Origin of the sequence: Enterobacter sp. JH25, assembly GCF_021725435.1 — a bacterium.
Taxonomy (GTDB): Bacteria; Pseudomonadota; Gammaproteobacteria; order Enterobacterales; family Enterobacteriaceae; genus Enterobacter; species Enterobacter intestinihominis.
Map to the genome: position 1 here is coordinate 352,792 of NZ_CP091319.1, position 22,898 is coordinate 375,689.

At 59.0% G+C, this 22,898-nt stretch carries 24 protein-coding genes; 4 read left to right on the forward strand and 20 right to left on the reverse strand.

The genetic code is table 11. The features are described from left to right. Positions 1-7: 7 nt before the first annotated feature. From L2Y28_RS01690 to L2Y28_RS01705, 4 genes are all read right to left on the reverse strand, one after another. The gene (locus L2Y28_RS01690; protein ID WP_022646772.1) at positions 8-694 is read right to left on the reverse strand and encodes a D-lyxose/D-mannose family sugar isomerase; all 687 of its coding nucleotides are present in this window, start codon (positions 692-694) and stop codon (positions 8-10) included. A 107-nt stretch (positions 695-801) separates the two neighbouring features. Then, on the reverse strand, positions 802-1,743 hold the full coding sequence (locus L2Y28_RS01695) for an ABC transporter substrate-binding protein (protein ID WP_003860240.1): 942 nt from the start codon (positions 1,741-1,743) through the stop codon (positions 802-804). A gap of 28 nt (positions 1,744-1,771) precedes the next feature. Next, the gene (locus tag L2Y28_RS01700) at positions 1,772-2,767 is read right to left on the reverse strand and encodes a ribose ABC transporter permease (RefSeq protein WP_003860239.1); all 996 of its coding nucleotides are present in this window, start codon (positions 2,765-2,767) and stop codon (positions 1,772-1,774) included. Between the two features lie 2 nt (positions 2,768-2,769). Next, entirely contained in the window at positions 2,770-4,284 is a 1,515-nt protein-coding gene (locus L2Y28_RS01705; RefSeq protein ID WP_022646773.1) for a sugar ABC transporter ATP-binding protein, read from the reverse strand. Positions 4,285-4,465: 181 nt separating this feature from the next. Between L2Y28_RS01705 and L2Y28_RS01710 the strand changes: the two genes are divergently transcribed. Both L2Y28_RS01710 and yjdP read left to right on the forward strand, forming a co-directional pair. Then, a complete protein-coding gene (locus tag L2Y28_RS01710; RefSeq protein ID WP_023330107.1) occupies positions 4,466-6,745 on the forward strand; it encodes a hybrid sensor histidine kinase/response regulator in 2,280 nt (759 codons plus the stop codon). A 69-nt stretch (positions 6,746-6,814) separates the two neighbouring features. After that, positions 6,815-7,138, forward strand: a complete 324-nt coding sequence (gene yjdP, locus L2Y28_RS01715; RefSeq protein WP_022646775.1) for a DDRRRQL repeat protein YjdP — start codon at positions 6,815-6,817, stop codon at positions 7,136-7,138. A 55-nt stretch (positions 7,139-7,193) separates the two neighbouring features. On the opposite strand, the gene phnP is transcribed toward yjdP, so the two are convergent. The 16 genes from phnP to L2Y28_RS01795 form a co-directional block, all read right to left on the reverse strand. Then, entirely contained in the window at positions 7,194-7,952 is a 759-nt protein-coding gene (gene phnP / locus L2Y28_RS01720; protein WP_022646776.1) for a phosphonate metabolism protein PhnP, read from the reverse strand. A gap of 9 nt (positions 7,953-7,961) precedes the next feature. After that, on the reverse strand, positions 7,962-8,396 hold the full coding sequence (gene phnO / locus L2Y28_RS01725) for an aminoalkylphosphonate N-acetyltransferase (RefSeq protein WP_022646777.1): 435 nt from the start codon (positions 8,394-8,396) through the stop codon (positions 7,962-7,964). Further along, positions 8,389-8,940 carry a ribose 1,5-bisphosphokinase gene (gene phnN / locus L2Y28_RS01730; protein ID WP_032621424.1) on the reverse strand — a complete coding sequence of 184 codons (552 nt, stop codon included), beginning with the start codon at positions 8,938-8,940 and terminating at the stop codon, positions 8,389-8,391. The genes phnO and phnN overlap by 8 nt, the downstream gene beginning before the upstream one ends. Beyond that, on the reverse strand, positions 8,937-10,073 hold the full coding sequence (gene phnM / locus L2Y28_RS01735; protein ID WP_022646779.1) for an alpha-D-ribose 1-methylphosphonate 5-triphosphate diphosphatase: 1,137 nt from the start codon (positions 10,071-10,073) through the stop codon (positions 8,937-8,939). Before phnM ends, phnN begins: the two co-directional genes overlap by 4 nt. Then, entirely contained in the window at positions 10,070-10,750 is a 681-nt protein-coding gene (gene phnL, locus L2Y28_RS01740) for a phosphonate C-P lyase system protein PhnL (RefSeq protein ID WP_022646780.1), read from the reverse strand. Before phnL ends, phnM begins: the two co-directional genes overlap by 4 nt. A 156-nt stretch (positions 10,751-10,906) precedes the next feature. Then, entirely contained in the window at positions 10,907-11,662 is a 756-nt protein-coding gene (phnK, locus tag L2Y28_RS01745) for a phosphonate C-P lyase system protein PhnK (RefSeq protein ID WP_006177354.1), read from the reverse strand. Next, positions 11,659-12,504: an alpha-D-ribose 1-methylphosphonate 5-phosphate C-P-lyase PhnJ gene (phnJ, locus tag L2Y28_RS01750; protein ID WP_022646781.1), complete on the reverse strand. Its 846-nt coding sequence runs from the start codon at positions 12,502-12,504 to the stop codon at positions 11,659-11,661. Before phnJ ends, phnK begins: the two co-directional genes overlap by 4 nt. Next, positions 12,497-13,561 carry a carbon-phosphorus lyase complex subunit PhnI gene (locus L2Y28_RS01755; protein WP_022646782.1) on the reverse strand — a complete coding sequence of 355 codons (1,065 nt, stop codon included), beginning with the start codon at positions 13,559-13,561 and terminating at the stop codon, positions 12,497-12,499. Before L2Y28_RS01755 ends, phnJ begins: the two co-directional genes overlap by 8 nt. Then, complete coding sequence (phnH, locus tag L2Y28_RS01760; protein ID WP_003860219.1) at positions 13,561-14,145, reverse strand: phosphonate C-P lyase system protein PhnH; 585 nt, start codon at positions 14,143-14,145, stop codon at positions 13,561-13,563. The genes L2Y28_RS01755 and phnH overlap by 1 nt, the downstream gene beginning before the upstream one ends. Next, the gene (phnG, locus tag L2Y28_RS01765) at positions 14,142-14,594 is read right to left on the reverse strand and encodes a phosphonate C-P lyase system protein PhnG (RefSeq protein WP_022646783.1); all 453 of its coding nucleotides are present in this window, start codon (positions 14,592-14,594) and stop codon (positions 14,142-14,144) included. Before phnG ends, phnH begins: the two co-directional genes overlap by 4 nt. Further along, the gene (phnF, locus tag L2Y28_RS01770) at positions 14,595-15,320 is read right to left on the reverse strand and encodes a phosphonate metabolism transcriptional regulator PhnF (RefSeq protein ID WP_022646784.1); all 726 of its coding nucleotides are present in this window, start codon (positions 15,318-15,320) and stop codon (positions 14,595-14,597) included. A 20-nt stretch (positions 15,321-15,340) separates the two neighbouring features. Further along, complete coding sequence (gene phnE, locus L2Y28_RS01775) at positions 15,341-16,120, reverse strand: phosphonate ABC transporter, permease protein PhnE (RefSeq protein WP_022646785.1); 780 nt, start codon at positions 16,118-16,120, stop codon at positions 15,341-15,343. A 115-nt stretch (positions 16,121-16,235) separates the two neighbouring features. After that, positions 16,236-17,252, reverse strand: coding sequence for a phosphonate ABC transporter substrate-binding protein (gene phnD / locus L2Y28_RS01780; protein WP_022646786.1), 1,017 nt, complete (start codon positions 17,250-17,252; stop codon positions 16,236-16,238). A gap of 23 nt (positions 17,253-17,275) precedes the next feature. Continuing rightward, positions 17,276-18,037: a phosphonate ABC transporter ATP-binding protein gene (gene phnC, locus L2Y28_RS01785; RefSeq protein WP_236919572.1), complete on the reverse strand. Its 762-nt coding sequence runs from the start codon at positions 18,035-18,037 to the stop codon at positions 17,276-17,278. Positions 18,038-18,210: 173 nt separating this feature from the next. Beyond that, positions 18,211-18,642 carry a VOC family metalloprotein YjdN gene (gene yjdN / locus L2Y28_RS01790; protein ID WP_022646788.1) on the reverse strand — a complete coding sequence of 144 codons (432 nt, stop codon included), beginning with the start codon at positions 18,640-18,642 and terminating at the stop codon, positions 18,211-18,213. 80 nt (positions 18,643-18,722) lie between these two features. After that, positions 18,723-19,058, reverse strand: a complete 336-nt coding sequence (locus L2Y28_RS01795) for a zinc ribbon domain-containing protein YjdM (RefSeq protein ID WP_022646789.1) — start codon at positions 19,056-19,058, stop codon at positions 18,723-18,725. Between the two features lie 591 nt (positions 19,059-19,649). Here L2Y28_RS01795 and crfC point away from each other — a divergent pair. Together crfC and L2Y28_RS01805 are read left to right on the forward strand one after the other, a co-directional pair. After that, the gene (gene crfC / locus L2Y28_RS01800) at positions 19,650-22,004 is read left to right on the forward strand and encodes a clamp-binding protein CrfC (RefSeq protein ID WP_022646790.1); all 2,355 of its coding nucleotides are present in this window, start codon (positions 19,650-19,652) and stop codon (positions 22,002-22,004) included. Then, positions 22,001-22,879 (forward strand): diguanylate cyclase regulator RdcB family protein, encoded by an 879-nt coding sequence (locus tag L2Y28_RS01805; protein WP_022646791.1) that lies wholly within the window; start codon positions 22,001-22,003, stop codon positions 22,877-22,879. The genes crfC and L2Y28_RS01805 overlap by 4 nt, the downstream gene beginning before the upstream one ends. Positions 22,880-22,898: the final 19 nt, after the last annotated feature.

Below are 22,898 nucleotides of genomic sequence, written 5' to 3' on the forward strand. Positions count from 1 at the left end.
TCACTCCTTATATCCGAAACAGGTTGTACTCGTTGCACAGCACCAGCACCGCCGGTTCGTCTTCTTCGATGGTGTTGTAGCGATCGATGGGCTGTAAAAAGTGGTTGTCGTGTTCATCGTCATTGACCGACGACACTTCGCCCACCAGCACATCACCAAAGCCGCGTTCACCCCAGAAGCTATGGTACAGGCCGGGCGTCAGGCAGATGCTCTCCCCTGGCGTGAGGCGCAGCTGGCTGCCGGGCATGTGCGTCTGCCGACAGCCATCTATCGTGACGGTCACGTCGGTGTTTTCGGTCTCTTCATGCGCACCCGCATTCCATAACTCAATAATCAGATTCCCGCCGCCGCGGTTAATGATGTCCTCCCGCTTGCGCCAGTGAAAATGCATCGGCGTCACCTGGCCGTCGCGGACGTGCATGATTTTTTCGGCATAGCACTTTTCATAGGGCACGCCGTTGGGGGAGCCGTTGCGCAGGGTGAAAAGCGTTAACCCCTGTGCAGCGAAGTTGTTGCCACCAAATGCCGTCACGTCCCAGCCGAGCCTGAGGTCAAACACCTCCTGCCATGCTGCCTGGTCAAGCTGCTGCCATTTTGTCGGCGGAAAGCTGGCAAAAGGGGGGAGATGCACGTCGTGCATGGAGAAGAACTGCCGCGTGTGGCCGAGGATTTCATTGATGTCGGAGCGTTTCATGGGGACTCCTTGAGTTTTTGCCGCCCCCTCACCCTAACCCTCTCCCCAAAGGGGAGAGGGAACTTGAACACCCTCTCCCCTTTGGGAAGAGGGCCGGGGTGAGGGGCTTACTTAACCGTCCACCCCTTATACGTGCCGACGTTCTTTTTATCGATCATCGTCACCGGGATCAGCACGGGCTCTTTCGGCGCAGGTTTGCCCTGAAGAATGTCATAGCCGATCTCCACCGCCTTCGCCGCCATCACCTGCGGATCCTGCGCCGGGGTAGCAACAAACAGCGAGTTTTCACGCTTCAGGGCTTCTTCACCGTCCGGGCTGCCATCCACGCCAACGATAAAGAATTCGTTGCGTTGAGCCTGTTTAGCCGCCAGATCGGCGCCGATCGCGGTCGGATCGTTAATCGCGAATACGCCGTCGATCTTCGGATTGGCCGCCAGCAGGGAGGTCATGACCTCCAGGCCGCCTTCGCGGCTGCCTTTGGCGTTCTGATTATCCGAGAGCACTTTGATATCCGGGTGGCGCCTGAACTCGGTCTGGCAGCCCTCCACGCGGTTTTGTACCGCAGAAACCGGCGGTCCGTTGATGATCACCACGTTGCCTTTACCTTTCAGGCGGTCGGTAATGTACTTACAGGCCATTTCTCCCGCCTGAGTGTTATCGGAGGTGATGGTCGCATCGGCCCCTTCCGCCGCCACGTCCACCGCCACGACCACGATCCCCGCCTCTTTAGCGCGTTTTACCGCGGGGCCGATCCCTTTGGAATCCGCGGCATTGAGGATGATCATGTCTACTTTCGCCGCAATGAAGTTATCGATCTGCGACACCTGCTGGCCCAGATCGTACCCGCTGGAGACCAGCGTCACCTTGACGTTATCTCCCGCCAGCTTGCGCGCTTCCAGCTCGGCACCTTTGGTGATCTGCACGAAGAACGGGTTAGCCAGGTCACCCACCGTCACGCCGATGGATTTCAGATCTTTTGCCTGCGCAAACGGGGTTGCGGCCAGCAGCGCGCCAGCACAGAGCGCGGTCACTAAGGGCTTCAATCTCATGCTGTATTCCTCACGTAGGGTATTGTTGTTATGCACTTTGATGGTGTCGGGTACGGTATTTGTCGATCAGCACCGCTATGATGATCACCGCCCCTTTGATCACCAGCTGCCAGAAATAGGAGACGCCCATCAGCGTCATGCCGTTGTTGAGGGTGGCGATGATCAGCGCGCCCACCAGGGTGCCGGTGATCGTGCCGATCCCGCCGACGAAGCTGGTGCCGCCGAGGATCACCGCCGCAATCGCATCCAGCTCGTACCCCGTGCCGAGGTTGCCGTTGGCGCTGTAGAGACGTGAAGCGCTCATCACGCCGCCTAAGCCCGAGAGCAGGCCACTCATGCCGTAGACAAACAGCAGCACCAGCCAGACCTTAATGCCGGTTAAGCGTGCCGCCTGCATGTTGCCACCAACCGCATAGATGTGAACGCCGAGGGTGGTGCGGCGCAGGATGAACCAGCACACCACAATCACCGCCAGGGCGATCACCACCAGCCACGGAATCGGGCCGAGGTAGTTATTGCCGATCCACTCGAAGTTAATGTTGGAGTTAATAACCGTCGTGCCGTCCGCCAGCAGATAGGCCGCGCCGCGCAGCGCCGTATAGGTGCCGAGCGTGACGATAAACGGCGGAAGTCCGGCGAAGGCCACCAGCGCACCGTTGAACAGCCCCAGCACCATACCGAGCATCAGCGCCGCCGGAATGGAGAGCATCGCAAATTCAGGGATAAGCGACACTACCATCGCCGCCACTGCCGTGGTGCCCAGAATCGAGCCCACGGAGAGGTCAATCCCGCCGGTCAGGATGATGAAGGTCATCCCGGCCGCCAGCACAATGTTGATCGACGCCTGCCGGGTAATGTTGAGCAGGTTGCTCTCGGTGAAAAAGTTCGGGGCGATAAAGCCAAATACCGCCACAATCAGGATTAAAATCGGCAAAATGCCGATCGTTTGCATCAGATCGCTCATCAGCATTTTTTTGGCGGAGGCGGATTTCGCCACCTGCTGCGGATGGGTTGGAGTTGTCATAATTACACCGCCTGATGATGTGTGTCGTTTACGCCGGTTGCCAGCGTCATGATGTTTTCCTGAGAGATGTCGCGCCCGTGCAGTTCACCCGCAATGCTGCCTTCCCGCATCACGTACACCCGGTCGCTCATCCCTACTACTTCCGGCAGCTCGCTGGAGATCATCAGAATCGCAACGCCTTTGCGCGCCATCTGGTTCATGATGCGGTAGATCTCGCTTTTTGCGCCGACGTCTACGCCGCGCGTGGGCTCGTCCAGAATCAGAATGCGCGGGCCTATCGCCACCCAGCGGGAGATCAGCAGTTTTTGCTGGTTGCCGCCGGAGAGCCCGCCCGCGCGCACCTGTGAATGGGGCACGCGGATATTGAGCAGGGCGATGGCGTCATCGGAAATCGACTGCGCTTTTTTGCGGTTCAGCCAGCCGAAGGTGGCGTCGCGCTCCAGCGTCGCCATGGTGATGTTCTCCTGCGCCGCCAGCTCCAGAAACAGACCTTGCTCCTTGCGGTTCTCGGTAAGAAAACCGATGCCGTTCTCAATGGCCGCGCGCGGGGAGTGGATCACCACCGGTTCGCCGTCCACCTCAATCATGCCGCCGGTGGCTTTGCGCACGCCGAAGATCAGCTGCGCCAGCTCGGAACGCCCGGCCCCGACCAGCCCTGCCAGCCCGACGATTTCACCGGAGCGCACCTGCAAACTGCACGGCTGTACTTTTTTGCCGTCGGTGAGGTGGTGGACGTTAAGACGCGGGCTGCCGAGGGGAATATCGCGCTCTTTGTTAAACAGATCGCTGAGCGGACGGCCCACCATCATGCGCACAAGCTCGGAGGCGTTGAGCCTGTCGCGCGTCAGGCTGCCGACGTATTGCCCGTCGCGCAGCACGCTGACGCGGTCCGAGAGTTCATACACTTCCGCCATCCGGTGGCTGATGTAAATAATCGCCATGCCTTCATCGCGCAGGCGCAAAATCAGTTCGAACAGACGGTGGGTTTCGCGTGAGGAGAGGGCGGCGGTAGGTTCGTCCATCACCAGAATGCGGCTGTTGCGGTGCAGGGCGCGGGCGATCTCCACCTGCTGCTGCTCGGCGATCGTCAGCTTCATGACCAGGTCGGTGGCGCTGAACTGCGCACCGAGGCGGTCAATGACCGCCTGCGCCTGGGCAGCCATCTCTTTGCGCTGGACCAGCCCGCCGCGCGACAGCTCGCTGCCGAGAAAAATGTTTTCCGCCACGGTCAGGTTAGGAGCAAGCTGCATCTCCTGATAAATCAGGGTAATGCCTGCGGCCAGCGCATCCTTCGGCCCTTTGATATGAAACGGCTTACCGTCGATGAGGATGTCGCCGCTGCTGGCGGTATAGGCGCCTGCGAGGATCTTCATCAGCGTGCTTTTTCCGGCGCCGTTTTCCCCCATCAGCGCGTGGATCTCACCGGGGAAAACCGTCAAATCCACGCCCTTGAGCGCGTGGAAATTGCCAAACGTCTTGGCAATATTGCGCATCTCTAAAACCGGGGTTCTGCTCATGGCGGATCTCCTGTGAATGTCGATATCTGCACTTCATCACAGGCGCGTAAATGCAAAATGTCAGAAGCTGTTCATATTTGTCATAGTTATGAATAGCTAATCGCCATCACATTTTCCTTTTCCCTCTCCCTGTGGGAGAGGGCCAGGGTGAAGGCACCAATCCGCAGAGGAGCCCAAACCCATGTCTTCACGCCCCCCGTTCTTCACCAGCGCCCGCGGACGCCTGCTGATTTTTAATCTGCTGGTGGTCGCCGTCACGCTGATGGTGAGCGGTGTGGCGGTGCTCGGCTTTCGTCACGCCAGCCAGATCCAGGAGCAGGTCCAACAGCAAACGCTGGATGACATGACCGGCAGCATGAACCTCGCCCGTGATACCGCAAATGTGGCAACGGCGGCGGTGCGGCTGTCGCAGGTGGTCGGTGCGCTGGAGTACAAAGGCGAAGCCGAGCGGCTGAAACAGACGCAGATGGCGCTGCGCCACTCGCTGGATCAACTTGCCGATGCGCCGCTGGCGCAGCAGGAGCCGGCGCTGGTGGCGCGAATTATTCGCAGGAGTAATGAATTACAGCAGAGCGTGACGGGAATGCTGGAGCGCGGGCAAAAGCGGCATCTGGAGCGTAACGCGCTGCTCAGCTCGCTCTATCAAAGCCAAAGCTACCTGCGTCATTTGCAGGATATCAACCGCCGTTACGCGAGCAATGTGCCAGACGCCCGACAGCTTGCAGAGATGGACAGGCTGATCGTTGCCGCCATTGATACCCCTTCACCGCGCGCCACGGTGCAGCAGCTGGATGCAGTAACCGCGGGGTTACCCGCGAGCGCCCTGCAACCGGTGGCCAACCTGGTGCTCCCGGATTTTAATGATGAGCTGCGCAAGCTCGCACCACTGTCGACGCAGCTGGAGGAGAGCGATCTGTCCATCAGCTGGTACATGTTCCACATCAAGGCGCTGGTGGCGATATTAAACAGCGACATTAATCAGTACGTTGAACAGGTGGCGCAGGCTTCCCGGCTTCGCACGGCCCAGAGCCATCACGAGCTGCAATCCATCAGCGTGTTTATCAGCATCTTCGCGGTGCTGGCGCTGATCATCACCGGCTGTGCCTGCTGGTATATTTACCGCAATCTGGGCTCCAACCTGACGGCTATCTCAAGGGCGATGTCGCGTCTCGCTCACGGGGAGCAGGATGTGTCGGTGCCCGCGCTACAGCGGCGTGATGAGCTGGGGGAACTGGCGCGCGCGTTTAACGTTTTCGCCCGCAATACCGCTTCGCTGGAGCACACCACGCGGCTGCTGAAGGAGAAGACCTCACAGATGGAGGTTGACCGCATCGAACGTCAGGGGCTGGAGGAGGCGCTGCTGCACAGCCAGAAAATGAAGGCGGTCGGGCAACTGACGGGTGGCCTGGCGCATGATTTTAATAACCTGCTGGCGGTGATTATCGGCAGTCTGGAGCTGACCGATTCGGCATCACCGGACGCGCCGCGCATCACCCGTGCGCTTAAAGCCGCGGAACGCGGAGCCATGCTCACCCAGCGTCTGCTGGCCTTCTCGCGCAAGCAATCCCTGCATCCACATGCGGTAGAGATGAAGCCGCTGCTGGAGAACCTGAGCGAGCTGATGCGGCACTCGCTTCCCGCCACGCTGACGCTGGATATTGAAGCGCAAACCCCGGCCTGGCCCGCATGGATTGACGTCAGCCAGCTGGAAAACGCCATTATCAACCTGGTGATGAACGCCCGTGATGCAATGGAGGGGCAAAACGGTGTGATTAAAATTCGCACCTGGAACCAGCGTGTGACCCGTAGCGACGGGCGCAGGCAGGATATGGTCGCGCTGGAGGTGATTGACCACGGCTGCGGGATGTCGCAGGAGGTGAAATCGCAGGTCTTTGAACCGTTCTTCACCACCAAACAGACCGGCAGCGGCAGCGGGCTAGGGCTGTCGATGGTGTACGGCTTTGTGCGCCAGTCGGGTGGTCGCGTTGAGATCGAAAGCGCGCCGGGGCAGGGAACCACCGTGCGGCTCCAACTGCCGCGCTCGACGCTGCCCGCGTTCTCCGATGATGTCGTGCTGGCGACCACGGCCCCGGCAGAAAGTGAGCTGCTTGTGCTGGTCCTGGAAGATGAGGCGGGCGTGCGGCAGACCCTGTGCGAGCAACTGCACCAGCTTGGCTACCTGACGCTTGAAGCCGAAAACGGCGAGCAGGCACTGAACATGCTGGACGCGTCGCCGGATATCGGTATGTTTATCAGCGACCTGATGTTGCCGGGCGGCCTGAGCGGTGCGGAGGTGATCGGCCATGTACGCAGCCACTATCCGCAGTTGCCGGTTCTGCTGATCAGCGGGCAGGATTTGCGCCCGGCGCATAACCCGCAGCTGCCGGACGTTCCGTTACTGCGAAAACCGTTCACCCGCGCACAGCTGGCGCAGGCGCTGCGCAAGGTGAGGGTAATTTGAGATTCCTCCGCTACTCCCGCTAACAGCCAGTCATTACTTTAAGGCCAGTTCACCTGCGAGTCTGGCCTTATGAAACGTTACTCTACCGCTCTGTTATTGGGTCTGCTGACTTTAACCAGCCAACTGGCGCATGCCGATGTGATTGATGATGCTATTGGCAATATTCAGCAGGCGATCAACGACGTCTATAACCCCGGCAGCAGCCGTAATGACGATGACGACGATCGTTACGATCGCAGCCGTCAAACCGACAGCCGCCAGTACGACGATCGTCGCCGGCAGTTAGAAGACCGACGCCAGCGCTTAGACGAGCGTCAGCGGCAGCTGGATGACGACCGGCGTCGGTTAGAGGAGGATGAGCGCCGGTTAGAGGATGATTACGATCGGTGGTAAACCCCGGTATCGCAACGCGTAGGCCGGGTAAGGCGCAGCCGCCACCCGGCAAAACCTAATCCAGCACCAGTACCATCCCGTCATACCCCGCTTCAATGCCGTCCGGCAGCGGGTTATCCATCATCCAGACGTCAAACTGATGGCTGATATGCGTCAGGATCACCTGCGGACAGCCAATCACCTCGTTCAGCGCAATCACCGTATTCAAATCACAGTGGTTGCGCGGCGTCTCCTGGCGCGGTTCATGGCTACAGTCGATAATCATCGCCTGCGGCTGATTATTTAGCAGAAATGTCACCGTTTTATCCGGTAGCCCGGCGGTATCAGAAAGCCACGCCACGCGACTGTGGGCGGACTCCAGCAGATAGCCAAATGTGAGTTTTGAATGGTTGAGCGGCAGCGGCGTGACCCGCAAGCCCTGAAGTTCAAACGTTACAAACGGCTCTACCGTGTGGCTGAAATCGAGAAGGCCCGGATGTTTGAACAGGTCGTCACAGCCTGCGTCGTCCGGCGGACCGTAAACCGGAATGGTCGCCCCCACGCCCCAGCGCAGAGGAAACAGCCCCTGAACGTGATCCATATGATAGTGGGTAAGCAAAAACTGTCTGAAACTCCCTGCGGGCCAGTCGTCCATCAGGTGTGGAATACCTGCGTCCAGCAAGGTGACCGCATCGTTGAATTTCACCGCCGCGCTACAGGGGCGACGGCGATGGTTTTCCTGCAAACGCGCCCGTCGGCACGCCGCGCAGTCGCAGCCAAACACCGGCACCAGCTGCGCCCCTCCCGTTCCTGTTAGCGTGATCGTCAGACTCATAACGCACCTCTACAGCGGTTTGGTGAAGCGGAAATGGCTTTGCGTATACCCTTCACGAACATAAAAACGGTGCGCGTCCACGCGCTTCACGCTGGTGGAAAGCTCGGTCAGCTCGGCGCCTGCCTGGCGTGCGATCTCCTCTGCCCAGGCCAGCAGCTGGCTGCCCACTTTCAATCCGCGCGCCTGCGGCATCACCACCAGCTCCTGGATCTCGCCGATCCAGCGGGCGTGGTGCAGGTGAAACTGCATGTGCAGGCCGATCATCCCGATGATCTTCCCGTCCAGCTCGGCCAGCTGGTAGCGCATATTGTGATCCTGCAAGTTGGCCAGATACCCGGCGTGAAACGCCTGATGATCGAACTCGGCCTGCTTAAGTTCGCAGATCAGAGCGTAAACGATCGGCGCATCGTCGGCGGTGGCGGGGCGAAGCTGGCAGTCAGGCATGCTGTTTCTCCTTCTGGCGAATAAGCGATAGAAAGGTCTCGACTGACTGTAGCAAACTTCCGTCGTTATTGAGGAGATGGCAACCCGACGGGGTGTAGCGCGCCGCCCGTTCCAGCCGCTGGTCGATCTCGCGTGCGTTTTCGCGTCCCCGCTTTTGCAGCCGGCTACGCAGAACCTCCGGGGAAACCTGCAAACAGACCGGGAGCAGCGCCGCTTCGTACCGGGCGCGAGCCTGCGGGAGATGCGCCCGTGAGCCGTTAACCAGCACGTCGAACCCCGCATGCAGCCAGAGGTCAATCTCAATGCCGACGCCATAGTAGTAACCGTTGGCATGCCAGCTTAGCGCCAGCAGGTTTTGTCCGGCGCGGGTAAAAAACTCCTGCTCGCTCAGGGCGATATGGTTTTCGCTTCCGGCGTTGGCATCGCGCGTGATATAGCGGTGCGCCACCAGCAGCTGTGAGTGTTCCCGCTGCCGTAACGCCGACAGCAGGCTGTCCTTCCCGGAGCCGGACGGGCCCATTAACCAGATGAGTCTTCCCATCAGAACACCCTTTTTCCCTGACGCCAGACGTGGTCGATATGAATGTGCTCGCCCTTACGGTGCGCCAGCACCAGATCGGCCCGTTTCCCCTCGGCGATTTCCCCGCGATCGTGAAGATTGAGCGCGGTGGCCGGGTTTTTCGTCACCAGGCGAATCGCCTGCGGCAGCGTGAAGCTATTGCCTTCGTCGTCCGCGACGCGGAAGGCCGCGTCCAGCAGGCTGGCGGGGTAATAGTCAGATGAGAGGATATCCAGCAGGCCGAGGGAGGCGAGCTTGCTTGCCGCCACGTTTCCGGAGTGCGACCCGCCGCGCACGATGTTCGGCGCACCCATTAGCACGTTCATGCCATGCTTACGCGATGCCTCTGCCGCCTCGAACGTGGTGGGAAATTCGGCGATCACGCTCCCAAGCTGGTGGGATTCACGGACATGGTCGTGCGTGGCATCATCATGGCTGGCCAGGGCAATATGACGGTCACGGCACATCGCGGCAATGGAGAGACGATTCGGCTGCGACCACTGGGCCGCAAGCTGGAGCTGCTCTTCTTCATAGCGCGCCATCTCAGCATCGTTGAGCGCGTATTTGCCCTGATAGTATTCGCGATACTTTTCAATGTTGGCGAACTGGCGCTGCCCCGGCGAGTGATCCATCAGGGAAACCAGCGAGACCGGCTCGCGGCCCACCAGCTTTTCAAACAGCGGCAGGGTAGTGTGGTGCGGCAGCTCGCAGCGCAGGTGCAGACGGTGCTCGGCGCGGTTGAGGCCGCGCTTTTGCGTCTCCTCCACGGCGTTGATCATCTTCTCCAGGTTCTCCAGCCGATCGCCGCCGTCGCGCACGTCGCCGATCGCCACCGCGTCCAGCACCGTGGTGATGCCGCTGGCGACCATCAGCGCGTCGTGGCTGCTCATCGCTGAATGCGCGGGCCAGTCGACCTTCGGGCGGGGCGTGAAAAATTTATCAAGATTATCGGTATGCAGCTCAATCAGCCCCGGCAGCAGCCAACCGCCTTCGCCATCCATCGCGTCCGGTGAGCGGCTCTGGGTTTCAGCAAAGGCGCGGATGACACCGTCCCGGACCTCAACCGAGCCGTTCACGACTTCATTTTCCAGTACCAGCCTGACGTTATTGATAATCATACGTTTGTCCCCATCGGGTGCAGTCTGTCCGCCACGCGATGGCGTACGGCGTCGTCGTGGAAGATCCCGACGATCGCCGCGCCGCGCGCTTTGGCCTGTTCGATCAGTTCCATCACCGCTGCGCTGTTTTTACTGTCGAGCGAGGCGGTGGGTTCATCCAGAAGTAAAATCGGGTAATCGACGATAAAGCCGCGGGCGATGTTCACGCGCTGCTGTTCGCCGCCGGAAAAGGTCGACGGGGCGAGGTGCCACAGACGCTCCGGTACGTTGAGACGCGTCAGCAGGCTGGCGGCTTTAGCGGCGCAGGTTTCGCGCGGCACGCCGAGATCCAGCAGGGGCTGCATGACCACGTCCAGGGCAGAGATCCGCGGGATCACCCGCAGGAACTGGCTGACCCAGCCGATCGTCGAGCGGCGTACTTCCAGCACCTTGCGCGCGGGAGCCTGGACCAGATCGACCCATTCATTGTTATGGCGGATATGGATATGGCCTTCGTCCGGCAGGTAGTTGGCATACAGGGAGCGCAGCAGGGTGGATTTTCCGCTGCCGGAATGGCCATGCAGCACCACGCATTCGCCGTTGCTGACCTCTAATGAGGCATTTTGCAGTACCGGCAGGCGGACACCGTTTTGCTGGTGGAGCACAAAGGTTTTACTGACATTTTCAACGTGGATCATTTTTGCCTCGCGATTCGTTTTGCCGGGTGGCGGCTTCGCCTTACCCGGCCTACGGGTGCGGTGTTCGTTTTGCCGGGTGGTGGCTTCGCCTTACCCGGCCTACAGGTGCGCTGTTCGTAGGCCGGGTAAGCGCAGCGCCACCCGGCAACAGCGCCCTCAGTTCTGCAACACCGACGACACCAGCAGCTGGGTGTACGGATGATGGGGATCGTCGAGCACCCGGTCGGTTAACCCACTTTCCACCACCTGACCCTGCTTCATCACCAGAAGACGGTCCGCCAGCAGGCGCGCGACGCCTAAATCATGGGTGACAATCACCACCGCCAGGTTCAGCTCCACCACCAGGCCGCGCAGCAGGTCGAGCAGGCGAGCCTGCACGGATACGTCCAGCCCGCCGGTCGGTTCGTCCATAAACACCAGCTTCGGATGGGTGACGAGATTGCGGGCAATCTGTAAACGCTGCTGCATGCCGCCGGAGAAGGTGGTCGGCAGGTCGTCGATGCGCGAGGCGGGGATTTCAACTTCCTCCAGCCAGTGCTGCGCCGTGGCGCGGATATTGCCGTAGTGGCGTGCGCCGGTGGCCATCAGCCGTTCACCGATGTTGCCCCCCGCTGACACCTGACGGCGCAGGCCGTCCATCGGGTGCTGATGCACCACGCCCCACTCGGTGCGCAGCAGGCGGCGGCGCTCGGCTTCGCTCATGCCGTACAGCGATGCGCCCTCATACAAAATGTCGCCATTCTGCGGCGTCAGGCGCGCGGAGATGGACTTCAGCAGGGTGGTTTTACCGGAGCCGGACTCGCCGACAATGCCCAGCACTTCGCCCGGCCACAGCTCAAACGACACGTCGCTAAAGCCTTTGCCCGGCGCATAAAGGTGAGTCAGGTTGTTAACCGAAAGCAGCGGTTTCATTGGCTGTTCGCCTCGCTCTGTTGGCGGCAGTAATCGGTGTCGGAGCAGACAAACATCCGTTTGCCCGTGTCGTCCAGCACCACTTCATCCAGATAGCTGTGTTTGGATCCGCAGATGGCGCACGGCTCGTCCCACTCCTGCACCGTAAACGGGTGATCGTCGAAATCCAGGCTCTCTACGCGGGTAAACGGCGGTACGGCGTAGATGCGTTTTTCACGTCCGGCACCAAAAAGTTGCAGGGCGGGCATCATGTCCATCTTCGGGTTATCGAATTTCGGGATCGGCGACGGGTCCATCACGTAGCGGCCGTTCACCTTCACCGGGTAGGCGTAGGTGGTGGCGATATGGCCGAAGCGGGCGATGTCCTCATACAGTTTGACCTGCATGATCCCGTACTCTTCCAGGGCGTGCATGGTGCGGGTTTCGGTTTCCCGCGGCTCGATAAAGCGCAGCGGCTCCGGGATCGGCACCTGGAAAATCAAAATCTGATCTTCAGTCAGCGGGGTCTCCGGAATGCGGTGACGGGTCTGGATCAGCGTCGCGTCTTCGGTTTTTTCAGTGGTGTTGACGCCCGTTACGCGCTTAAAGAAGTTGCGGATCGACACGGCGTTGGTGGTGTCGTCTGCCCCCTGGTCGATGACCTTCAGCACGTCCGCTTCGCCAATCACGCTGGCGGTGATTTGAATACCGCCGGTGCCCCAGCCGTAGGGCATCGGCATTTCGCGGCCGCCGAACGGCACCTGGTAGCCGGGGATCGCCACAGCCTTAAGGATGGCGCGGCGGATCATGCGTTTAGTTTGCTCGTCCAGATAGGCAAAGTTGTAGCCGCTTAAGTTAGCCATTGGCGCGCTCCCGTTGCAGGCGTTTCAGCAGTTCCAGTTCGGCCTGGAAATCGACGTAGTGCGGCAGCTTGAGGTGCGAGACAAAGCCCGCGGCCTCAACGTTATCCGCGTGGGCCAGCACGAACTCTTCGTCCTGTGCCGGGCCTGCAATATGCTCGCCGTAGTCCGGCGCCTGGAGCGCACGGTCAACCAGCGCCATCGCCATCGCCTTGCGCTCGCTCAGGCCATACACCAGCCCGTAGCCGCGGGTAAAGTGTGGATCTTCATTTTCTGGCGCGACAAAACCGTTGACCATTTCGCACTCGGTCATCAGCAGTTCGCCGATGTTCACCGCAAACCCCAGCTCTTCTGGCACAATTTCGACATCGAGATAGCCGCTGCGGATCTCTGCCGCGAACGGGTGGTTGCGCCCGTAGCCGCGCTGCGTGGAGTAGGCCAGCGCCAGCAGATAGCCTTCGTCGCCGCGCATCAGCTGTTGCAGACGGGACGAGCGCGAACAGGGATAGACCGGCGGCGTGCGGGTGATGTCATCCGGTGTGCTGCCGGTGTCTTCTTCCGCCTTCGCCAGCCCCTGGTTTGCCAGCAGGCTAAAGACGTGCGGGGAGGCGTCTTGTTCAGCGTCAGAGGCGCTGAGCTGCGGTGTTTCACCGTTTGCCAGCAGAGCGAAGTCCATCAGACGATGGGTGTAGTCGTAGGTGGGGCCAAGCAGCTGGCCGCCAGGAATATCTTTATACACCGCAGAAATACGGCGCTCTAAACGCATTTCCGCCGTATTTACCGGCTCGCTCACCGCCAGCTTCGCAAGCGTTGTGCGGTAAGCGCGCAGCAGGAAGATGGCTTCCACGTTATCGCCGCTGGCTTGTTTCAGCGCCAGCGCCGCCAGCTCACGGTCCGCGATGCCGCCTTCGGTCATCACGCGGTCGACGGCCAAATTTAACTGCTGTTCAATCTGGGCGACGCTCAGCTCGGGAAGAGCGTCATCCCCCCGGCGTCTGTGCGCCTGCAAGGCATGGGCGGCGGCGATCGCCTTCTCGCCCCCTTTGACGGCAACGTACATCAGCACACCTCCACGTGAGTGGTTCGCGGGATCGCCAGCAGGCGCTCGCCGCAGGTCAGGATCAGGTCGATACCGAGCGGGAACGGATGCGGGCGCTCGGTCAGCTCATGGATGATGCACTCCGGCAGCTGGGGGGCGACCATCCGCTCGTCGGCGATGCCTGCACCCGTCAGGCGAAGCATGCGACCACCGCTCAGGCTGGAGACCTGCAAAATCAGCGTGGCGCTGGTTTCCGGGGCGACGGCGCTGCCTTCGCTCAGGGCGTTAAGCTGCTCGTGGCTGATTTGCTCGTCTGCCACGGCGAAGACCGCCTGCTGGGGCTGCTCGACCAGCGGCGCGTTGGTGTGAAAGCGCAGGTTCTGGCTGGCGATATCGTTCAGCAATGCCCCTGACAGCCATACCGGCGTGTCGTTGTCCGCCAGCGTCAGCAGCACGCTGGTAGAGGCGAGGTTCAGCGGCAGCCAGCCCTGCGAAAGCTGGTGCAGCGAGACGATCACGCCGGGCTCGCTCATGGCTTTCAGCAGGCGACGGAAACTCTGTTGGGCATCCTGGACGGCCAGGGTAAAGGCAGGTTGAAGCGTCATGCGTTGTCTCCGCGAACGAGCGTAAAGAAGTCGACCCGGCTGGTATTCACTTCGGTCTGACGCGCGGCAAGGCGTGCGGCGCGGTCAGCTTCCAGCGGGGCAATAAGGGTTTCCATTAAGGTCTGAAAATGCGGCTGTTCCTGTAAAAGCGCGTCGATCACGGCGCAGCGCTCGGCGTGTGTTTTGTCGCGCCCAAGTACGTAGCCGTAGCCCAGCGTGCCGCTGCTCAGGCGGATCACCGCGCGGGTGAGGGTGGCATCGCCGGCGAAGAAGCGCTCGCCGGTGCCGCCCATGCGTGCCTGGATCTGCACCAGGCCGATCTCCGGCGCGCGGATCGTGTCGTAGTCCGGCGTCAGGCCGAGCGCGTTCATGCGGGCAGCCAGCGCAGCAGGCTGGCTGTGGGCCAGCACGCGCATCCAGCGCTGACGAGTGGAGGTGTCGAAGTGCATTCAGTGCTCCATGGTAAATTCAATCATGTCGGCGCGGGTCAGGCTGACGGAGTATTCCGTTGCGTTGACGTCGCCGTCACGGTGGTTGAGGGTGCGCACGCAGAGCAGCGGGGCCATGTTGGGGATCTCCAGCACCTTGCTCTCTTTAGCCTGCGCGCGGCGGGCGCTGATGCGCGTCTGGGTGCGTTTGAGCGCGATACCCGTCGCCTCCTGAAGAAAATCATGCAGGGAACCGCTGGCGAAATGTTGCAGCACGGGCCAGAGGGAGAGGTCCGCGAAGTAGTGGTCGATCTGACAGACCGCCACGCCGTTCACCCGGCGCAACGTGCGCAGGTGAACGACGTTGTCGCCCTCCTGAATCCCCAGCGCGTCCGCTACGTGGCGGGAGGCCGGGCGCAGGACAGACAGCAGCTTTTCGCTGGTGGGGTGGCTGCCCTGATCGAGCAGGTTCTGGCTAAAACGCGCCTGGGCATTGAGCGGGTAGTCAAACGGGCGCATCAGCACCAGCACGCCGACGCCCTGACGACGCTGGACCCAGCCGCGCTCCACCAGCTGATCGATGGCGCGACGCAGGGTGTGGCGATTCACTTCGTAGCGGTCGGCAAGCTGCTGCTCGGCAGGCAGGTAGTCGCCGCACCGATAGTGCGTGCGCAGCTCCACTTCGAGCTTTGCCGCAATCTCTTGCCAGCGGGTAGGGTAACTGGTCGGATGTCTGGATAAGTGCATACCAATCAAAGCCTCGCTTCTCAGATGAAGTGCTTACGCAAGCGTTGAGAGAGGAAATCCAGCAGGCTGACGGTGACGATGATAAGCACCATCAATGCGCAGGTTTGCTGGAACTGGAAACCGCGAATCGCTTCCCACAGGGTGACGCCAATACCGCCTGCGCCCACCATGCCGACCACGGTGGCGGAGCGAACGTTGGACTCGAAGCGGTATAGCGAATAGGAGATGAGCAGCGGCATGACCTGCGGCAGGACGCCGTAGAGGATCTCTTCGATTTTGTTCGCGCCGGTTGCGCGGATGCCTTCCACCGGGCCGGGCTCGATGGCTTCAACCGCTTCGGAGAGCAGCTTGGAGAGTACGCCGGTGGTGTGGATGAACAGCGCCATCACGCCAGCGAACGGACCCAGGCCGACGGCGACCACGAACAGCATCGCAAAGACCATTTCGTTGATGGCGCGACAGGCGTCCATCAGGCGACGCATCGGCTGGTAGATCCACCAAGGCACGATGTTTTCGGCGCTCATCAGGCCAAACGGAATGGAGAGGATCACGGCGAGGGCGGTGCCCCAGACGGCGATTTGCAGGGTGGTGGCCATTTCACTGAGGTAGTCCTGCCACTGGCTGAAGTCAGGTGGGAAGAAGTCGGCGGCGAAGGTCGCCATGTTGCCCGAGTCCCTGAAGAGCAGCAGCGGATCCATCTCCGCGCCCTTCCAGGAGATAACGAGCACCGCCAGCAGAACGGCCCAGCTTATGAGCGAGAACCAGCTGCGCTTTGGCGGCGGGAGGGTGATGGTTTGCATGTTGGCTCCTTAATCTGTTCTCCCTCTCCCTGTGGGAGAGGGCCGGGGTGAGGGCATCAGCGTGCGCCTTTCCCCCTCACCCTAACCCTCTCCCTCAAGGGAGAGGGGACTTGAGTTACTGCACCGCTTTATTCACGCTGGTCATCGCGCCGAGCGCGGCGGTCAGGCGGTCGAGATCGTCCAGCTGCGCCTGAATTTCCGACACTTTGCTGGTTTTCTCTTCTTCCTTCAGACCTTTGTTGTCCTTCACGCCCTGCATCTGTTTAAACAGCGCCAGCTGGCGAATCGGCACCAGCTGCAAATCGCTGGACGCGCGGAACGGTGCCCAGCCCAGGTGCGCCAGCACCGCTTTCTCTTCCGGCGTTTTGCCGTAGTTCATAAAGAAGTCGTAGACCTTGTCTTTGGTGCTTTCGGAGAGGTTTTTACGCCACACGATCGGGTCGCCCGGGATCAATGGCGATTTCCAGATCACCTTCAGCGCTTTCAGCTTGTCCGGCGCGGAGGTCTTCAGCTTGTCAAGGTTTTCAGTGTTGTTGGTGGCAACGTCTACCTGCTTGTTCGCTACGGCCAGGGCGTTGGTTTCGTGGCTGGCGTTAACCGTGCGCTTGAAGTCGCTGGCGGAGATGTTGTTTTTCGCGAAGACGTAGTAACCCGGGACGAGGAAGCCGGACGTAGAATTCGGGTCGCCGTTACCAAAGGTCAGCTCTTTGCGTTTGGCGAGCATATCGTTGAGGTTGTTGATCGGGCTGTCTTTGTTAACGATCAGCACGCTCCAGTAGCCCGGGGAGCCGTCTGCTGCAACGGTCTGGGCAAAGACCTGGCCGTTGGCGCGATCTACCGCTTCCATGGCAGAGAGGTTGCCGTACCACGCGATGTCGACTTTGTTGAAGCGCATTCCCTGGATAATGCCCGCGTAGTCCGGGGCGAAGAAGGCGTTCACTTTGATCCCCAGTTTGGTTTCCATATCTTTCAGGAACGGTTCCCACTGCGGCTTCAGGTTTTGCTGTGATTCCGTTGAAATGATGCCAAAGTTCAACGCTTTTTCCTGTTCCTCTGCCCAGGCCGGGCTTAACAGGGTGCTGATGCTGAACATGCTGGTGAAGGCCAGCGCGGCAACGGCTTTGTAGTTCATTTCCATTCCTCGTTATCGGGGCGTTAAGCAGCCTGCGCGCGTTCTTCGACGCGGTTTACGCTGCGGTAGAGATGATCAAAACGTTCGTTATCAAACTGATGGTTGGCGCCATCGAAGAACACGTGGCCCTGACGCAGGGCGTAATCCACCTGATGCAGCGTCACCACCACGGTGATGCCGTCGTTCTGGTTGATGTCGCGCAGGGTTTCCATCACGATGCGGGCCGATTCCGGATCCAGCGAGGCGATAGGCTCATCGGCCAGAATGATTTTGGCTTTCTGCATCAGGGCGCGGGCGATGGCGACGCGCTGCTGCTGTCCGCCGGAGAGCGTTGAGACGCGCTGGTGGGCAAAATGCGCCATGCCGACGCGGGTCAGCGCCTGTAAGGCTTCTTGTTTCTGGGAAGGGGAGAACCAGCGCAGGCAGGTGCGCCAGAACGGGGTGCTGCCGAGCGCGCCAATCAGCACGTTCTCGAGCACCGTCAGGCGGTTCACCAGGTTGAACTGCTGAAAGATATAGCCCGTCTGCGCGCGGCTTTTGCGAATATCGCTCGCCAGACGCCCCGCATGCTGCACAGTGTTACCCAGCAGCTCGACGCGGCTTTCCGGCGTTTTGTCACAGGTAATGAGGCCGCTTAAGTGACGAAGAAGGGTGGATTTTCCTGAACCGGATGGCCCCAGCAGCGCCACCATTTCGCCCTGCTGGACGGTCAGATCAACGGCATGCAGCGCCTTGTTGTGATGGAAGGTTTTGCTCAGTTTCTCGACGCGAATGACAGTTTGCATGTGCTGGGCCTCACGATAAATGTGGCCTCATGCTGGCGCATCAATATGACATTCAGGTTAAGTGTTGGTTGCGGGAGTTTGAAGAGTTGAGGGGGATTTGATGACAATCACCGTAGGCCCGGCCAGCGCAGCGCCACCGGACGCTGTTGCCGGATGCGCTGCGCTTATCCAGCCTACGATTTAACGACGTTAATCATCCACGGCACGCCGTATTTGTCGGTCACAGTGCCGAATCCGTGCGCCCAGAAGGTCTCCTGCCAGGCCATTTCAATATTGCCGCCATCGGCGAGGTTGTCGAACCAGCGCTTGCCTTCCGACACATCCTGGGTGTCGAGCACCAGTGTGAAACCCGCGTATTGCGCGCTGCTGCCAGGCGGTATCCCGTCGCTCATCATAATGTCGCTGCCCGCGATGCGGACGTTAGAGTGGGCGATGGCGGTATCCGGGAAGTTCATGCCGGACGGACAGCCTTCTTCGCTGTTTTCGTCTTTAGGCATTTCGCCGAAGGTGATTTTGTAGAGGAGTTCTGCGCCGACGGCCTGCTGATAGAAGGCGGTGGCCTCCGCACAGTTGCCGGCGAAAGAGATATAGGGACTTAACGGCATAATCTTTACCTCACGTAAGAAAAGCCCGTTAAGTGTAGTTCCCGGACGCCCGGTAAGCGAAGCGTCACCGGGCGGGTCAATCAGTTCTTTTTCACGAACTCAGATTTCAGTTTCATCGGACCGAAGCCGTCAATTTTGCAATCGATATTATGATCGCCTTCAACAAGACGGATGTTTTTCACTTTGGTACCAATCTTCAGCATGGAAGAACTGCCTTTTACCTTCAGATCTTTCACAACGGTAACGCTGTCGCCGTCTGACAGCAGGTTGCCGTTCGCGTCTTTCACAATCAGCGTATCGCTGTCCTGCGCAGGCTCCGCATCGTTCCATTCATGGGCGCATTCCGGGCAAACGAACATGCCATTGTCTTCATAGGTGTATTCAGAATTGCATTTCGGGCAGTGTGGAAGTTGCATATTGGTATCCTCAAAAGTGTTAACACGCTGGAAAACGCCAGCTAAATGACGGCAGTGTGCCGAAAAAGGCAGCGAGTATAACGCAAATCCCCACTTTTGTCGGTGATATTGTTTTAGAAAAATAGCGCAAAAATGCGTAAAAGATGACACGAACTGTCAGTGAATTAAGGGAAGCTTATGCCCTGCACGGCAGTGATCGTTATGATGATAAATATATCGAATATTTTATTACAGCAAATTGCTACGCTGTGCCATTTCGGATAAGGTGAAGGAACAAGCCGTTATTTATCTATCCTTTCTGATGCTATACATCTTTTGGTGTCAGGGAATACCTCTCTTTTTTGGTGGGTAAATAACGATGATATCTCCTGATGTTTCCTGAAAATGCGTTTTGTCTATTTACTTTTGGTCTTCTGACCAGAGGGATGTTTTACACGTATTAGAAGGGTGAGATTTAAATTCTCATTATCTTCAGTTACTTGTATTAAATGAACATGTTTTCCATACGTGATCATATAAGCCTGAACAGTATAATTAAAAAAACGTGGCTTAATAAAAGTAATAAATTTGCGTTAAGGGAAGGCTTTTATCATGCACACACAGACCATATTTGAATTAAGCCAGGAAGCCGAACGTTTGTTACAGCTGGCTCTGAACAATCTTGATTCATTAAAATCAATGCCGATTGCAAAGCTGGATAGCACAGCCGCTGCCATGAGCGGCGTTAATAACAACGTTTTGCCATTACATTTTAGCGCGCGGGGTGTCGACGCTCAGCAGGCGTTGCTGAATAACGAATTACGCAAAATAACCCGCCTCGAAATGGTGCTGGCGATTGTGGGTACCATGAAAGCGGGAAAATCGACCACCATTAATGCGATTGTGGGCACGGAAGTGCTGCCGAACCGCAATCGTCCGATGACGGCGCTGCCCACGCTGATCCGCCATACGCCGGGCCAGAAGGAGCCGGTGCTGCATTTTTTGCACGTTGCGCCCATTGATACCCTGATTTCCCAGTTGCAGACGAAATTGTGCGATAAAGATCGCGGCAAGCTGGCGCGGCGTCTGGAAATCGACAAGGACATGAATACGCTGCTGGAGCGCATCGAAAGAGGTGAGGCGTTCGGAAAACATCACCTGGGCGCGGAGCCCATCTTTCATTGTCTGAAAAGCCTGAACGATCTGGTGCGGCTTTCGCAGGCGCTGGGTGTGGAGTTTCCTTTTTCTGAGTATGCCGCGATTGAACATATTCCGGTGATTGAGGTGGAATTTGTGCACCTCGCCGGTCTGGATGCGCATCTTGGTCAACTGACGCTGCTCGACACGCCGGGGCCGAACGAGGCCGGTCAGCCGCACCTGCAAAAAATGCTCAGCGAGCAGCTGGCGCGCGCCTCCGCCGTGCTGGCGGTGATGGACTATACCCAGCTTAAATCCATTTCCGACGCCGAGGTTCGGCAGGCAATTTCGGCGGCGGGGAAATCCGTGCCGCTTTACGCCCTGGTCAATAAATTCGATCAGAAAGATCGTAACAGCGACGATGAAGAGCAGGTTCGGGCGATGATTTCCGGCACGCTGATGAAAGGGAATATTTCTCCGGGACAAATTTATCCGGTCTCTTCCATGTGGGCCTACCTGGCAAACCGCGCCCGCTATGAGATGAACACCCATGGGCGGCTTCCCGATCATCAGGATCAGCGTTGGGTGCAGGATTTTGCCGAGGCCGCGCTGGGCCGCCGCTGGCGTACGGCCGATCTCGACGATAGTGACCATATTCGCCATGCGGCGGATCTGCTGTGGGAGGATTCGCTGTTCGAACAGCCCATCCGCAAGCTGATTTACGCGGCTTACGCCAACGCCTCGCTGTTCGCCCTGCGGTCGGCATCGCATAAGCTGCTGAACTATGCGCAAAATGCCAGAGAATACCTGGATTTTCGCCATCAGGGACTGACGGTCGCCTTTGATGAGCTGGAGCGGAATATTAAGCGCCTGGAAGAGGACATGGCGATGCTGCGTCAGCGGCAGAGCGTAGTGAGCGATGAGGTCCAGCATGAAGTTGAAGAGGCGCTCAACGCAGCGGATACATTTCTGCTTAGTCAGAAAGGCGAACTTCACCAGGCGCTGGACGACATGTTTAGCCGCCCGTTAATTCTTGATTTAGCCGGGCGCGAGCCATCCAGCATGCGTACAGACGACACGGATGGGAACCAGCAACTGGTGCTTGACGATGAAGGGCAGGCACAGATTGTCCTGAGCAAGATCCGATCGTCATGCGAGCAGATTTTGCTGAATGCGCAGAGCAGAATTAGCCGGGAGCTGGCGTTACGCTTCGATCAGCTGGAGTCTACGCTCGCCCGATCGTTGAATGAGGCGATGCGCCCCATCGAGATGCAAATTAAGGAACAGCTCAGTCATGCCGGCTTTCGGGCGCGGATTAGCTTTCCGGCGTTTCAGGCAAACCAGCTTAACTTCAATACGCGCGGCTTATTTAATGATGCCATTGTGCAGGACACCCCTCCCGCCAGTCAGCCCGCAGGGGCGGGCAGCGTACGTAATACCGTCTCGCGCTGGCTCAATCATCCCGGCTGGGGCTGGGAAGCGTATGTGGAGACGCGCACCCGATATGTCATCGATATCGCCCAGCTTCATGGCAAATTTACGCAGCATACCGATCAGTTTTGCGATCAAATACGTAAAGCTTTGGCCGCGCAGGTCGATGTCTCTGTTACGGCAGGTATGGCAACGTTCTTTGCAGAGTTTTCGTTGTGCCTGACCGGGTTACAGGAAAGCTTGCGTGATAGCCTTGCCGTGCGGCAGCAGAATGAGCATTCAACCCGGGCGCTTAGCCAGTTGTTGAAGCAAAGTATGACCACAGCGGCGTGGATTCAGGAAGATACCCGACTGTTACGCGATGATATTCAAACCTTATTCGCGGCAGAGCAACCATGACAACACAGCTACTGGACGGTCCCGGGCGGACGCTGGAGTGTATTCATCCAAAATTTATGGTCGATTTGGTCCAGGGGGCGGATGCTGCTCGTCACACCCTCCTGGGGCCACAGCAACTGCAATTTCGTGAGCGTTTGACGCAGGAGATCGTTACGCAGACCCGGTTGCGGCCATGGGCAATGGCGGGAATGCTCAACGAAAATGCAGCACTGCGGCTGGGTCTGGCGGAGAAACTGGCCGGTATGCTCGACCCTGGACACCTGGCGCTGACCCGCATGTCCGACAAGCTGGTAGCCCTGCGCCAGCAGGTTAATCCACGCCTCCCTCAACCTTCCGGATTGTTGCAACAGTACGAGGCGCTCTCCGCACATTTCAACCAGCGTGCCGCCTATAAAGAGAAAGCGCTCGCGCAGCGCGGCCTTACGGTTCAGGCGGGCGAGCACAGCGAGCAAATTTTTACCCGCTGGCGAGCCGGGCAGTATGACGGCTGGTCGCTGGCTGGCCGCTGCTTTATCGTGCTGGAAGAGTTGCGCTGGGGCGCGTTTGGCGATGCCTGTCGTCTGGCGAATAGTGATGTGGCGGCCATGCTGAAAGATAACCTGCGCAGCATGGCCGCAAACTATCTGGCACAGGGGATTAACGCTTCTCCCACCACCCGGCATTTTTACCATCAGTGGCTGACGACGCCCGCTTCTCCTGGTCTGATGGATTATAAAGATATGCTTGGCTGGCTGGGGGACTGGTGTCAGGCGGATAAACATCCGGTGAGCTGGTCAGTGACGCAGAGCTGGCAAACGGTCGCGCTGGGTATGCCGAGACTCTGTTCGGCAAAACGGCTGGTGGATGGCATGGTGGAAGAGATATTTAGTGCGTGATTGCCCCCTCTTTTTAAGG

What these genes read in the sequence shown, in the direction of transcription:
- L2Y28_RS01690 (WP_022646772.1), bottom strand. Translation starts at nt 694, where the DNA reads ATGAAACGCTCCGACATCAATGAAATCCTCGGCCACACGCGGCAGTTC.
- L2Y28_RS01695 (WP_003860240.1), bottom strand. Translation starts at nt 1,743, where the DNA reads ATGAGATTGAAGCCCTTAGTGACCGCGCTCTGTGCTGGCGCGCTGCTG.
- L2Y28_RS01700 (WP_003860239.1), bottom strand. Translation starts at nt 2,767, where the DNA reads ATGACAACTCCAACCCATCCGCAGCAGGTGGCGAAATCCGCCTCCGCC.
- L2Y28_RS01705 (WP_022646773.1), bottom strand. Translation starts at nt 4,284, where the DNA reads ATGAGCAGAACCCCGGTTTTAGAGATGCGCAATATTGCCAAGACGTTT.
- L2Y28_RS01710 (WP_023330107.1), top strand. Translation starts at nt 4,466, where the DNA reads ATGTCTTCACGCCCCCCGTTCTTCACCAGCGCCCGCGGACGCCTGCTG.
- yjdP (WP_022646775.1), top strand. Translation starts at nt 6,815, where the DNA reads ATGAAACGTTACTCTACCGCTCTGTTATTGGGTCTGCTGACTTTAACC.
- phnP (WP_022646776.1), bottom strand. Translation starts at nt 7,952, where the DNA reads ATGAGTCTGACGATCACGCTAACAGGAACGGGAGGGGCGCAGCTGGTG.
- phnO (WP_022646777.1), bottom strand. Translation starts at nt 8,396, where the DNA reads ATGCCTGACTGCCAGCTTCGCCCCGCCACCGCCGACGATGCGCCGATC.
- phnM (WP_022646779.1), bottom strand. Translation starts at nt 10,073, where the DNA reads ATGATTATCAATAACGTCAGGCTGGTACTGGAAAATGAAGTCGTGAAC.
- phnL (WP_022646780.1), bottom strand. Translation starts at nt 10,750, where the DNA reads ATGATCCACGTTGAAAATGTCAGTAAAACCTTTGTGCTCCACCAGCAA.
- phnK (WP_006177354.1), bottom strand. Translation starts at nt 11,662, where the DNA reads ATGAAACCGCTGCTTTCGGTTAACAACCTGACTCACCTTTATGCGCCG.
- phnJ (WP_022646781.1), bottom strand. Translation starts at nt 12,504, where the DNA reads ATGGCTAACTTAAGCGGCTACAACTTTGCCTATCTGGACGAGCAAACT.
- L2Y28_RS01755 (WP_022646782.1), bottom strand. Translation starts at nt 13,561, where the DNA reads ATGTACGTTGCCGTCAAAGGGGGCGAGAAGGCGATCGCCGCCGCCCAT.
- phnH (WP_003860219.1), bottom strand. Translation starts at nt 14,145, where the DNA reads ATGACGCTTCAACCTGCCTTTACCCTGGCCGTCCAGGATGCCCAACAG.
- phnG (WP_022646783.1), bottom strand. Translation starts at nt 14,594, where the DNA reads ATGCACTTCGACACCTCCACTCGTCAGCGCTGGATGCGCGTGCTGGCC.
- phnF (WP_022646784.1), bottom strand. Translation starts at nt 15,320, where the DNA reads ATGCACTTATCCAGACATCCGACCAGTTACCCTACCCGCTGGCAAGAG.
- phnE (WP_022646785.1), bottom strand. Translation starts at nt 16,120, where the DNA reads ATGCAAACCATCACCCTCCCGCCGCCAAAGCGCAGCTGGTTCTCGCTC.
- phnD (WP_022646786.1), bottom strand. Translation starts at nt 17,252, where the DNA reads ATGAACTACAAAGCCGTTGCCGCGCTGGCCTTCACCAGCATGTTCAGC.
- phnC (WP_236919572.1), bottom strand. Translation starts at nt 18,037, where the DNA reads ATGCAAACTGTCATTCGCGTCGAGAAACTGAGCAAAACCTTCCATCAC.
- yjdN (WP_022646788.1), bottom strand. Translation starts at nt 18,642, where the DNA reads ATGCCGTTAAGTCCCTATATCTCTTTCGCCGGCAACTGTGCGGAGGCC.
- L2Y28_RS01795 (WP_022646789.1), bottom strand. Translation starts at nt 19,058, where the DNA reads ATGCAACTTCCACACTGCCCGAAATGCAATTCTGAATACACCTATGAA.
- crfC (WP_022646790.1), top strand. Translation starts at nt 19,650, where the DNA reads ATGCACACACAGACCATATTTGAATTAAGCCAGGAAGCCGAACGTTTG.
- L2Y28_RS01805 (WP_022646791.1), top strand. Translation starts at nt 22,001, where the DNA reads ATGACAACACAGCTACTGGACGGTCCCGGGCGGACGCTGGAGTGTATT.